The organism is Cloacibacillus porcorum (assembly GCF_001701045.1).
Lineage (GTDB): Bacteria > Synergistota > Synergistia > Synergistales > Synergistaceae > Cloacibacillus > Cloacibacillus porcorum.
Map to the genome: position 1 here is coordinate 76,966 of NZ_CP016757.1, position 12,511 is coordinate 89,476.

At 55.4% G+C, this 12,511-nt stretch carries 11 protein-coding genes; 3 read left to right on the top strand and 8 right to left on the bottom strand.

Translation table 11 applies throughout. From position 1 onward, the window contains the following. Positions 1–108 precede the first annotated feature (108 nt). From dapA to BED41_RS00390, 8 genes are all read right to left on the bottom strand, one after another. Entirely contained in the window at positions 109–1,002 is an 894-nt protein-coding gene (dapA, locus tag BED41_RS00355; RefSeq protein ID WP_066741641.1) for a 4-hydroxy-tetrahydrodipicolinate synthase, read from the bottom strand. Positions 1,003–1,263: 261 nt separating this feature from the next. Next, positions 1,264–2,538: a TRAP transporter large permease gene (locus BED41_RS00360; RefSeq protein ID WP_066741642.1), complete on the bottom strand. Its 1,275-nt coding sequence runs from the start codon at positions 2,536–2,538 to the stop codon at positions 1,264–1,266. A gap of 2 nt (positions 2,539–2,540) precedes the next feature. Next, complete coding sequence (locus BED41_RS00365) at positions 2,541–3,071, bottom strand: TRAP transporter small permease (protein WP_066741644.1); 531 nt, start codon at positions 3,069–3,071, stop codon at positions 2,541–2,543. A gap of 84 nt (positions 3,072–3,155) precedes the next feature. Then, positions 3,156–4,157 carry a TRAP transporter substrate-binding protein gene (locus tag BED41_RS00370; protein WP_066741646.1) on the bottom strand — a complete coding sequence of 334 codons (1,002 nt, stop codon included), beginning with the start codon at positions 4,155–4,157 and terminating at the stop codon, positions 3,156–3,158. Between the two features lie 128 nt (positions 4,158–4,285). Continuing rightward, the gene (locus BED41_RS00375; protein ID WP_066741648.1) at positions 4,286–5,419 is read right to left on the bottom strand and encodes an Ldh family oxidoreductase; all 1,134 of its coding nucleotides are present in this window, start codon (positions 5,417–5,419) and stop codon (positions 4,286–4,288) included. Positions 5,420–5,454: 35 nt separating this feature from the next. Then, positions 5,455–5,835 carry a DUF1667 domain-containing protein gene (locus BED41_RS00380; protein WP_084002140.1) on the bottom strand — a complete coding sequence of 127 codons (381 nt, stop codon included), beginning with the start codon at positions 5,833–5,835 and terminating at the stop codon, positions 5,455–5,457. Continuing rightward, positions 5,832–7,076 carry an NAD(P)/FAD-dependent oxidoreductase gene (locus BED41_RS00385; protein ID WP_066741651.1) on the bottom strand — a complete coding sequence of 415 codons (1,245 nt, stop codon included), beginning with the start codon at positions 7,074–7,076 and terminating at the stop codon, positions 5,832–5,834. Before BED41_RS00385 ends, BED41_RS00380 begins: the two co-directional genes overlap by 4 nt. Then, positions 7,076–8,578, bottom strand: a complete 1,503-nt coding sequence (locus BED41_RS00390) for an NAD(P)/FAD-dependent oxidoreductase (protein WP_066741654.1) — start codon at positions 8,576–8,578, stop codon at positions 7,076–7,078. Before BED41_RS00390 ends, BED41_RS00385 begins: the two co-directional genes overlap by 1 nt. A 467-nt stretch (positions 8,579–9,045) precedes the next feature. On the opposite strand from BED41_RS00390, the gene BED41_RS00395 reads away from it, so the two are divergent. From BED41_RS00395 to BED41_RS00405, 3 genes are all read left to right on the top strand, one after another. Continuing rightward, entirely contained in the window at positions 9,046–9,807 is a 762-nt protein-coding gene (locus tag BED41_RS00395) for a FadR/GntR family transcriptional regulator (protein WP_066741656.1), read from the top strand. Between the two features lie 101 nt (positions 9,808–9,908). Further along, positions 9,909–11,144, top strand: coding sequence for a nickel pincer cofactor-dependent isomerase, group 22 (locus tag BED41_RS00400; protein WP_066748694.1), 1,236 nt, complete (start codon positions 9,909–9,911; stop codon positions 11,142–11,144). 191 nt (positions 11,145–11,335) lie between these two features. Next, the gene (locus tag BED41_RS00405; protein ID WP_066741659.1) at positions 11,336–12,478 is read left to right on the top strand and encodes a M20/M25/M40 family metallo-hydrolase; all 1,143 of its coding nucleotides are present in this window, start codon (positions 11,336–11,338) and stop codon (positions 12,476–12,478) included. Positions 12,479–12,511: the final 33 nt, after the last annotated feature.

The window sequence follows — 12,511 nt, forward strand, 5'->3', positions numbered from 1 at the left end:
TCGCCTTAATTTTTTTTAGATATAAAGATCCGGCGGCCGCAGTGATACTGATGGGCCGCCGGATTTTAGTGATGCTCTATCTCCTGTGTGGGTAGGAGGCGGTAAGCCTTATTTGTACCAGTCCAGAAGTTTTTTAAGCTCGACTTTGAGCGAATCGACGATCTGCGGCTGTGGCTTTACGAGCGGCAGGAGGGGGTCTCCGCAGTCGATGCCGATCATCTTCATCGCCTCTTTGAGGGGGCCTGGGTTCGACTCGGCGAAGATAAGGCGCAGCACCGGCGTCGCTTTGATGACGATCTCGGAGGCCTTTTTGAGCTCTCCCGCCTCAATGAGGTCGAAGAGGTCGGCCCAGAGCTTCGGCAGCAGGTTTGAGGTGGCGAGGATGCCGCCCTGTGCGCCGCAGGATATTTCCTGATAGAAGAGGAACTCTTCGCCGGTGAGGACGGAGGTGCGCTCGCGGACCTTGGAGAGCAGTTCAAGGACCTGTCCCATGTTCGGGCAGCATTCTTTCATGGCGACGATCTGATGTCTCTCGTCGCTGTCAAGCAGACGCTCCACCGTTTCGGGGAGCATGTTCACGCCCGTGCGGTAGGGGATGTTGTAGAGCACGAGGGGCAGGTCGACGTTTTTCATCACCTGGCGGTAGTAGTCGTAGATTCCCTGCTGGTTGGCGACGACATAGTAGGGGGTGACGACCATGATCGCGTCGGCGCCGAGCTCCTTGCATTTGTTGCCCATTTCGATCGCTTCGGGAAGGCCGGGGCCGATGATGCCGGCGACGACGGGTACACGTCCTTTGTTGGCCGCGATCGTCATTTTGACGGCGTCGATACGCTGTTCGTTGGTGAGGGCGCAGTATTCGCCGGTACCGCCGAGGGCGACGAGTCCCGCGGTCCTGTTTTCGATGACGAAGTTTACAAGTTTGTCCATCGCCGCCTCATTGACCTTGCCGTCCATGACGGGGGTGCAGAGCGCTGTGTAGATACCTCTTACCTTTTCCATTTCAAGACACACTCCTTATGTGTAAGATTTGATTTTTCCCGACTTTCTGTCCGTTACAGCCGGTTCGGGGCCGGTGGTTTCTGCTTTGTGTACGGGCAAAGTGCCAACAGTAATCCTTCCGGAGAACGGAGACTTTTGCGCCGTCTCCGAAAGGATTTTGTTTCGTTATTTTTTAAGTTTTTGCCGCGCGCCGCTCCCTCTGTCTCAGCGGAGGTTAAATATTTTTACAGGGGGCGGCTGCTGCAGATATGTCTGCCCTCCCTATCTGCCGAGCAGGGCGAGGGAGAACCAGGGGATATAGGTGAACAGCTGGAGGCAGACGATCATCGCGAGGATGAAGGGTACCAGTCTCTTGGCGATCGCCCCGACGCTCTGTTTGGATATGGTCGCCGAAATGAAGAGGTTGCAGCCGTATGGCGGCGTCGAGAAACCGATCGCGAGCGCGATGGAGATCATCATGCCGAACTGGATCGGGTCCATGCCAAGCTGTTTCACGATCGGCAGGAAGATCGGCGTGAGGATGATCGTCGAAGAGATGTTGTCGACGAAGCAGCCGATGATGAGGAAGATGATGTTCATGAAGAGCAGCACGAGGAATTTACTGTGCGCGTATCCTAAGATGAATCCGCCGATTCTGATCGGTATCCTCTCCATCGCCAGATAGGAGGCGAAAGAGGTTGCGAGGCCGACCATGAAGAGCGTTGCGCCAATGACGAGGACGGCGTCTTTAAAGGCGGTCATCGTCACCTCGTAGTTGAGCTCTTTATAGATAAACTTGCCGACGAAGAGCGCGTAGACCGTCGCGACGACGGCCGATTCCGTCGGTGTGAAGATGCCGCCGTAGATGCCGCCGAGGATTATTATCGGGACAAAGAGCGCCCAGATGGAGCCGGCGAAGGTTTTTACGACATGCTTGAATGTCGGCAGGCCGGACATGCGCGGGTAGCCCTCTTTTTTGCTGATGACATATGCGACGGCCATCAGCGCGAGCCCGATCGTCACGCCGGGGATGACGCCGGCGATAAAGAGGTCGCTGACGGAGGTGCCGGTGAGGACGCCGTAGACGACGAAGGGGATGCTCGGCGGGATGATGCAGCCGATCGTGCCGGAGGAGGAGATGACCGCCGCCGCGAAGTCAGGCTTGTATTTTTTTTCGACCATCATTGGCACCATGAAGGAGCCGATGGCCGAGACGGTCGCCGCCGCGGAGCCCGATATCGCGCCGAAGAACATACAGGCGACGATCGTGACCATCGCGAGGCCGCCCGTGATGAAGCCGACGAAGCACTCCGCCATGTCGACGATGCGGCGCGAGATGCCGCCGTAGGTCATCAGCGAGCCCGCAAGCATGAAGAAGGGTATCGCGAGCATCGGGAAGGAGTCCATGCCGGTAAAGGCGTTCTGCGCGATCAATACAAGCGGCAGGTGGCTGCAGGTTAGAATGGTCACGGCGGTCGCTATTCCCAGAGATATCCCGATGGGGACGGAGAGCGCCAGCAGGACGAACAGCAGTCCGAAAAGAATCGCTATATCCATGGTTACATCGTCACTCCTTTCTTAGCTTCTTCGATCATCTCTTCCTCTTCGCTGAGCACCGGTTTTTCTATCTCGCCGGTGCGGAAAATGTTGATGATGTCAAAAACGAGACGTATGGCCATAAATATCCCTGAGAGGGGGATACATAGATAGGCCCAGCCCATACTGATCTGCATCGCCGTTGAAAGCTGCTGCTGTTCGACGACTACGCGTACGAGCTTGACTCCCTGGTAGCCGAGAAAGATACAGAAGCCGCACCATATCGTCATTACAAAGAGCTCCAGGCCGAGACGGGCCCTTCCGTGGAGCTTTGCCGAGATGATGTCTATGCGCAGGTGTTTTCTGTTCGCCAGCGTATAATCGGCTCCGATCCAGATGAGCCAGATGAACATATAGCGCGCCGCCTCGTCTACCCATGAGAGCGAGGCGCTGAACACATATCTGAGCACTACGTTCATGAAGACTATAAGGGTGGAGATGAGCAGATTTAAAACGAGGAATTTTTCTTCGATGTTGTTTAGAAATTTCAGCATCGTACAGCTCCTTTCAGGCCTTCGGTAAAACCGGAGAAGGGAGGGGGAAAAGCCCCCCTTCTCCCATTATTTGGCGTTACAAAATTATTTCTTGTTCGCCTCGCGGGCCATGTCGATCAGCTCTTTGCCAAGAACCGGTTCCATCGTCTTGTAGACGGACTGAGCCGCATCGCGGAACTGCTTCATCTCAGCGTCTGTCGGAGAGTAGACTTTGAGGCCGTTTTTCTCCACCATTTCCTTAAGCAGACGATCGCCCTCCTTCTGCTGGTTAGCGCGGGAGGCGTCGCGGAATTTCTTCGCGCCGTCCATGACGATCTTCTGGAGGTCGGCGGGGAGCCTCTTATAGAAGGCTTCGCTCATGAAAACCGCCGATGGGGCGTAGACGTGATTGCTCATGGTGAGGTATTTCTGCACCTCGTAGAGCTTTGAGCTGTAGATGAGGGTTATGGAGTTTTCCTGCGCGTCGACGGTCTTCTGAAGCAGGGCGGTGTAGAGTTCGCCGAAGTCGACGGGGGTCGGATTGGCGCCGAAGGCCTTGAAGAGCTCCAGGTGGGCGGGAATCGGCTGGACGCGGACCTTGACTCCCTTAAGATCGGCGGGGCTCTTTATGGGAGCCTTATTGTTTGTGATCTGGCGGAAACCGTTCTCAGGGAAGCAGAGGAGACGGACGCCCTTCGGCAGTATCTGATCGTTGAGGGTCTGTCCAAGTTTGCCGTCCAGCGCCTTATAGGCGGCGGCCCTGTCGTTGAAGAGATAGGGCAGGTCGATGACCTGGAACTTAGGCGCGATATTCGCGGCGATACCGGGCGAGAGCATCGCCATTTCGATCGTGCCGAGGGTCATTCCTTCAAGCATCTGGCGTTCGCCGCCAAGCTGGGCGTTTGCGTAAACGTCGACGGCGATACGTCCGCCGGAAGCCTCTTCCACATACTTTTCGAAGGTATTGTAGAAGGTGATGATGTTAGCCTCTTTGTCCGAGGCGCTGTAACCGAACTTTATACGGTACTCTTCCTTTGCGAAGGCCGTGCCGAATGCGAATGTTACGAGAATAACGGAAATGAGAATTGCGCTGATACTCTTTTTCATATTACCAACCTCCAAGTTTTATTTACAGTCTTTTGTTGTGCCCCACACAAATAAAAAACTTTGCCGCGGTCCTCCTTTCATTAAAAGCAAGTGTTTTTAATTTATTAACCCTTAAAAACTTTTAGATGTTAATCATGTTTTAAGATAGATTCAAGCTCCGCCTCTTTTTTCGTTATTCCGGCTACTTCTCTCAAAATATCGATAATTTCGGGGCTCAGTTCGATGCCGTCCCTCATCGCCTTGGCGCGGGCCGCGCGGGACTTGTCGCCGGGCATGATCACAGGCATATTCGGATCAAGCGCCGCCGTCTTTCTGTATTCATTGATGATGTATTTGATATGTTCGCGGACCTCTTTCGGGTCGCCGAAGAGCGCCGGGTCAATTGCCATGAAGAAGAAGCAGATGCCCTCGTGCGCGAGCGGGATGAATTTACTGGGCGTGCCGCCCGCAAGGCCGCCCGTGAGAAGCTCGACGAGCATCGCGAGGCCGTAACCCTTATGTCCGCTCAAGATCTCCGTGACCCCTCCCAGGGGAACGAGACCGCCGGTGTTTGGCTTCGGCGCGTCGCTTCTGTCGTCTCCGTGATGGAGGATTTCAAGGGCCTCTTTAAAGTCCGTTACCACTTCACCCTTGCCGTCGATAATCACCTCGCGGGGAAGCACGCCGCTTTCCGCAAATACCTGGCTGCGGACGAGTTTGCCGTGCGCCATGACGCAGGTCGCCATATCGAGGTTGAACATCGGTTCGTCCCCGGCGGTTGGGAAGGCGAACGTCATCGGGTTTGTGCCGAGATTGCGCTCCGCGCTTCTTGTCGGGCAGACGCAGCGGACGGTGTTTGTCGCGGAGATGCCGATGAGCCCCTCCTGGGCCATCATCTCCGTCCAGTGGGCCGCGAAGCCGTAGTGGTTCGCCTGGCGGACCGTCGTGATGCAGACGCCGCTCTTTTTGGCCTTTTCAATCGTCTTTTTGACGGCAAAGTCGGCTATGCAGTAGCCCACGCCCGAATGTCCGTCAAGGACGAGAGAGAGCGGAGTTTCAAAGACCGTCGTCGGTTCCGGAGCGTCCAGGTGGAGGTTCCCCGCCTTAAGATGGCTGACATAGGTCATCATCGCGGCGACGCCGTGCGAATGTTTGTGGCGCAGGTCCGCCTCCACCAGACAGTTGGTGACGGTCGAAGCCTGGAGATCGGAATATCCGAGCCCCATGAACATTTCCTTTGTGACCCTGCAAAGATCCTCATACTTCACTACATAATCCCTCATAATAGCATCCTCCCTTGATTTATGGAACAAATTATCTATTTTGCCTTTAACGGCACGTTTCTTGTCACGATTACCTCTGTCTTCGTTCCCGCGGGGTCGGTGAGGATCACATCGCCGATAGAGAGCGGGGCCCGGAGCCTTATCTTCTTTATCTCCTCCATCACCGCGAATACTTTGGCGAGCGGCACGGGCTTTGTGAGGCGGACGCTGGCCTCAAGGAAATCCCCGTCCTCGACGAGGACGCTTGACGAGAAGGTGCGCATCGGGTTCTCTATCTCCTGCTGCGCCCAGCTCCTGCCGCGCGGGCAGCGCGCGCCCTCTGCGGCGGTCAGCTTAGGCGGGTTGCCCTCTTCGTAGCGGACCTTTATCGAACAGCCGTTAGGGCAGACGACACAGATAAATTCCTTTTCGATCATCTCACGCGCACCTCCAGAGAGTTGATATCCTCAAGATCCATCTTTCCCATCTCGACCCACACCATCTCCGCCGGGTGCAGGCGCGTCTCCTCTTTTGTCTTCAGCACGCGCTCTCCGTCGCGGACCTCGATCACCCTTCCGCTTGAGGGGGTTGTGACGCGGAAGGCGAGCGAGACGTCTTCACCGCGGCTGATACGCTGCGGGACGACGTAACGGACGCCCTCGCCGGCCTTTACCGCGACCTCTTTATTTTGTCCGGCAAGCCTGCCTGCGGCGTAAAGCGCCGCGTTCCGCCCAGCACGCGCGGCCTCCATTGAGACGAAGTCGACGAGGTCGTGGACATGGAGCACGTTGCCGCAGGCGAAGATACCCGGTATCTTTGTCATGCAGCTGTCGTCAACGTCTGCGCCCTGAGTTACGCTGTCGATCAGTACCTCGGCCTCGCGGGTCAGCTCGTTTTCCGGGATGAGGCCGACGGAGAGAAGCAGAGTATCGCAGGGGACGAAACGCTCCGTCCCTTTAACGGGGCGGCGCCGTTCGTCGACCTCCGCCACCGTCACTCCCTCAAGACGCCCGTTCGGACCGTAGATATCTATCACTGTCGTCGCGAGGTAGAGGGGAATGCCGTAATCGTCGAGACACTGGCGGATATTCCTCTGAAGTCCGCTGGAATAGGGAAGCACCTCAAAGACAGCCTCCACCTTTGCCCCCTCAAGCGTCATACGGCGCGCCATGATGAGGCCGATGTCTCCCGAGCCGAGGATGACGACATGCTTTCCAGGCATGATGTTTTCCAGATTGACGAGATTTTGTACCGTACCCGCCGTGTAGACGCCGGCGGGCCGGTGTCCGGGGATTGAAAGTGCGCCGCGCGTGCGTTCGCGGCATCCCATCGCCAGCACGACTGCCTTGGCCTCGATCTCCTTGATCTCGCCCTCGCGGCTCACGCGCAGCACCTTGTCCTTTGACAGGTCAAGGACGATAGTCTTCTCCATCACGGGGATGTCGAGCTCGCGTACCCTCTTTATGAAACGGTCGGCATATTCCGGTCCCGAGAGGGCCTCTTTGAAGGCGTGGAGCCCGAAGCCGTCGTGGATGCACTGATTCAGGATCCCGCCGAGCACGCGGTCCCTTTCTATCAGCAGCAGATCGCCGCATCCGGCCTCTTTGGCCGCCGCCGCCGCCGCAAGCCCCGCGGGGCCGCCGCCGATAATCACCAGGTCATGTCTTTCACGCACCATTATCTGTCCTCTCCTTCCCGTACATTGCCGGTAAAGAGATTGGAGCCGGCCTCTCTGAAAAGGTAATCTTCGGGGGTAAAGCCGTACTCGTCGCGCAGCATACGGACGATCCTCGGCGTGCAGAAGCCGCCCTGACAGCGCCCCATGCCGTTCCTCGCGCGGTACTTGATGCTTACAAGGGTCCTTGCTCCGAGCGTGTTCTCGATCGCGTCGCGGACCTCTTTCTTCGTTATCTTTTCGCAGCGGCAGATGATCTCGCCGTACTCCGGGTTTTCCTTAACGAGACGCTCCTGCTCCTCGTTGGGAAGATCGCAGAAATGCCCGGCGAATCCTGGACGCTCCGCGATAAAAAGTTCCTTTTCCTTAAGGGCCATATGATTGGCGACGATATCACGCACCATTTCGGCGATCGCCGGCGCGCTGGTGAGCCCCGGGCTTTCGATGCCGACGATGTTTATAAAGCCGCCGAGGCCGTTAGCCTCTTCGATGATAAAGTCTCCGTTTCCCCCCTCGGCGGGCGAGGTGCGCTTGGGTCGGTTGCCGGCGAAATTACGGATAAAGTCGCTCATCTTAATATCTGACAGGAGTTTCTGCCCCTCTCTCCTGAGATCTTCGAGAACGGGAGCGGTGACGCAGTAATCCTCAGGGATCTCTTCTGGGATGTAGTCGGCGCTCGGCCCGATCAGGATGTTGCCGTCAACCGTCGGCGTGAGGTGAATGCCGAGCCCCGCGTCCTTCGCGCCGGGGACGGGATATATGAGGGTCTTGAGCGTACCGTCAAGACGTTTGTCCAGCACGTAATACTCGCCGCGGCAGGGCCAGATCCTGAGGCTTTCGCCGTTATTGCCCGCCGCAACGCCGGCCAGCGCGCTGATCCTGCCGCTGGAGAGTCCGGCCGCGTTGATCACGATATCCGCGGTAAAAGTCTCCCCGCAGGCTGTTTTAACGGTGAATTTCCCGTCGTTTTCCTTTGCGATGGAGGTAACCTCGCGTCCAAGGAAAAATTCAACGCCGTTCGCGTGCGCGTTTTCCGCAAGCGCTATCGTGAGGCCGTAAGGTGATATTATCGCGCTTGTAGGGCTCCATACCGCCGCGATGCCTTCTACGCCGGGCTGGATCTTCCGCATCTCCGCGTTCTCAAGAACCTTAAGCCCCGGCACGCCGTTAGCCGTACCCTGGTCCATAAGCCGCTTGATCCCCGGCAGCTCGTCTTCGTCAAGGGCGGTCGTGAGCTTGCCGATTCTTTTTATCTTTACCTTCAGGTCGCCGCAGAGCCTGTCCATCATTGAGTTTCCGCGAACGGCGAGCTTAGCGCGCAGCGTCCCTGGTTTGTAGTTTATGCCTGAGTGCAGAACGCCGCTGTTACGGCAGCTTGTCTCCATCCCGACGTCAGGTTCTTTTTCTAAGAGCGCCGCCGTCAACTGAAAACGAGAGAGTTCCCTGGCTATTGCGTTGCCGACTACCCCGCCTCCGATGATAATGACGCTGAACGAATGTTCCAAAAATAAAACCTCCCTGAAAAATCCTTGTTGGTCTACCATGGCATACTAGATTTTTTTGCTTAGAGGCATTATAATGCCATTGTTACAGAAATGCAAGGTACGCCTTGGTAGATCAATATAAATGAAATCACAAAGGAGATAATAATAAAATCCGGATATAATCAAAATATTAAAGATTTTCACAAATTAGTGGAATTAATAATGAAAAAAATATTTATTAAAAAGAATGCTGAATTTACAGCGCAAACGAAGCAAAACTTGCCGCTGAAAACGTATAAAAGGAGGTAATTAAAATCTAGCATATAAAATAAAAAAGTTCTCATGTTCAGTTTTTTGCGAGTAATAGTTATAATATAGTAAGATTTTTCACAAAAGCAAGAATCTTATGTTAGTGTATATTCAAGGTATATATGGCAAAAACTGACGATTATGGAGAACAATGCGAAATAACAGTGGGAGGATTTATCATGAACGAAAAAAGAAGGCTTGTTATAGAAAAACTGCTGGAAAAGATCCACAGCGGTGAGATTGTTGTCGGCGATAAACTCCTCCCGGAGAGACAGCTGGCCGAAGCTGTTGGCGAGACGCGTCCGGTAATGCGCGAGGGGCTCATTGCCTTGGACGCGATGGGTGTGATCGATATTCGTGACAGGCAGGGAATATTCCTCTCCTCAAACGAAGAAAACGAAGCCAGAATGATGCTCCACCGGGTACGGGGCTGGCCGGCCGATATCCTCTCAAGGGTGATGGAGGTCCGCCAGATCATTGAACCGCTGGCTACGGGACTTGCGGCCGCCAGACGCGGTGAGAAGGATCTTATAAAGATTCAGGAATGTCTGAAACATATGGAAGAGCTTGCCGGGCAGGCCGGAGAAGAGGCGGCCAAAGAGGGCGCTTACTGGAATACCTCGTTTCATACGGTGATCGTGGAATCGGCGGACAACGCTTATCTGTCTCGCATCTACGAGGGGGTCTACTCTATCATTGAGCAGGGCATGTCGATGATGAGGATCAATACCTCTCCCGGGGCACATGGCGGCCGGTTGGTCGCCTATCAGGACCATGTCCGGCTCTACGAGCTGATCGAGGCAAAAGATTCCGCCGGGGCCGAGCTCTTTGCGGAGGAGCATCTGCGGCGCACTATAGTCGCCATGGTCCGGCTTGGACAGATCGTACCGACGTCGGACCTCTTTGAACAGGGATTTGTGGGAAAAGCACGTCTGCGCTGATCTTATCGGCGCGGCGTCAGGAAAGGACTTTGATAGCCGTGTTTTTTGATAAAGAGATCAACTATAAATTGATAAAGACCAATTTTACAGGCTTTTCCAAAATGTTAAGGATCAAACAGAAGTTTTCGGATGAGCATGTCATGGATATTGACGGCGCCGTGCATGAAGAGATATCTAAGCTGCCGCTGCCAGATTTAAAGGGAAAGCGCGTCGCCGTCACGGCCGGCAGCCGGGGTATTCCTAATTTTATGGAGTGCTGCCGTGCGATCGGCCGTGAACTCCGTGCCAGGGGCGCCGAGCCCTTCGTCGTTCCGGCGATGGGCAGCCACGGCGGCGGTACCGCGGAGGGGCAGATAGAGGTGCTGGCCTCGCTCGGTATGACGGATGAGAGCCTTGAGATGCCCATCGCCGCCGCGATGGATACCGTCGTACTCGGGAGGTCTCCCGAGGGCGTGGAGGTGAATTGCGACGTGAACGCCTACGGCGCCGATTATATCGTCGTCTGCGGCCGAGTGAAGCCGCACACCGATTTCCGCGGCCCCGTTGAAAGCGGCCTCTGCAAGATGATGGTCGTGGGACTCGGCAAGCACCGCGGCGCCGTATCCTTCCATAAAACCGGGGGGATTTTCGGCATGAGCGAAAGGCTCCAGAGTTCGGCGAAGATTTTTCTCGAAAAGACGCGGGTCCTCTTCGCGATGGCGCTGATAGACAACGCCTATCATCAGACTAAACGTCTTGAGGCCGTCATGCCGGAGGATGTGCTCGCACGCGAGCCGGAGCTGCTTAAAGAGGCGGCTGCGGCGATGCCTAAGATCGCCTTTGAGGATATCGACACGCTCGTCGTCGACCAGTACGGCAAGGAGATAAGCGGCGCGGGCATGGACCCGAATATTACCGGACGTTTTCTGTTCGCGCCGGAAAAACATATGGAAGGATATCCGCATACGAAAAAAATCGCCATTCTGCGTATGACGGAGATGAGCCACGGCAACGCCGCGGGACTTGGAATAGCGGACTTCGTCTGCCGTAAATTCGCGCAGGAGCTCGACCTTGGCGCGACCTATACAAACAGCCTCTCCTCCCCTCTCTGCATGGCGAAGATCCCGATGGTGATGAACAACGATCTTGATACGATCTACGCCGCCGCCTCGGCCTGCGGCAAGACGGAGATAAAAGACGTACGCATCGTGAGGATTCATAACACCCTCGAACTCGACCATATCTGGGTCTCCGAGAATTACCTGCCGGAGGTAGAAAAGAATCCGGCCCTTGAAATAGTAACCGGCCCCGCCGAGATGGAATTTGGCGCGGACGGCAATCTTATAGATCTGGCCTGACCTTCCGCCGCTAAATATACGATTAATCCGCCGCCGTCTCCGAACAGGAGGCGGCGGTTTGTATGTCTCTGTAAGTAACTCCCAATTATATTTATAAGTTGCTTCCATATACAAAAATTAAAATAATATTTAATATCTCATAAATAATCGGCAGCCTTGTAAGAATTGCCGCTTGGAGGCGACGTGGATAGATGGAATATTCCGCAAGGACTTTGATGATACTGCAAAATCTGATACGCATCCGCTCTTGTTTGCCGGAGGGCGACGAATTGGATGTCGTTAAGTATATCGCTTCGATTTTTGAGCCCTACGGGGTGCCGGTCAATATCGTCCGTCACGGGAATAACAGGGCTTCAATGGTTCTTTCGCTGAGAGGCGGCGGAAGTGGCGTAAAGAGGGCTTTGATGGCTCATCTGGATACGGTGAATCCGCTTGAGCCGCGGCGGTGGCTACATGCCCCGTTTGCAGCCGATTTTGACGGGGAGAAGGTTTACGGCTGCGGCGCCTCCAGCTCTAAGGGCGGCGTGGCCGCGATTTGCGCCGCGGCGCTCTCTCTGCTGGAAGCGGGACGCCTGCCCTCCGGGGAGACGCGGCTCTGTTTCACGGCGGGCGGCGATGACGACGGGATGGGGGCTAAGTCGCTTCTTGAGGGCGGGTTCCTTGAAGGTATTTCAGAGGTTATCTTTGCCGATCCTACCGGGCTTGGCATCGCTACCGCGCAGAAGGGCGCCGTGTGGATGAAGGCCGAGGTCCTCGGCCGGCGCGTGCATGTGCTGGAGGCGGAAAAGGGGGTTGACGCGCTTTATTGGCTGCTGGAGTTTGTCCGCCGTATCAAAGGACTGCTGAAGGAGGCGCGGCCGCACTCTCTGCTGGGCGGCTCCACCGTGTATCTGACGGGGGTTTTTACAAGCGAAAGGGAGATATGTATCCTGCCGGAATCAGCGTGCGGGAATATCGATATAAGGCTGATACCGAGCGTCGACCTTGCGGTCTTTATTCAGAATATCGACCGTCTGATTGCCGCGATGACGAAAGAGGTCCCAGGCCTTTCGATAAATTACAGCATTTTGAACGCGCGTCCGCCGGTCGGTGTGAGCGCGGATTCGCCTCTCGTCAGGCGGATCGAATCTATCTGCCGGCGTGAGCGGATCGAAAACGCCAGGTCCGGACTCGGCTATTTCTCCGACTCTTCGGTCGTCGTCAAGGAGCTCGGCGTTCCATTTGTGATCCTCGGTCCCGGGGAACGGGTATTTGACGACAAAATGGACGAATATGTTTATATGAACAAGGTCTGTGCCGCTCAAAAGATATATGAAAAGTATATGTTGGAATAATTTTTAAATTTTTACGGGCGAAGGAGGTGGAAA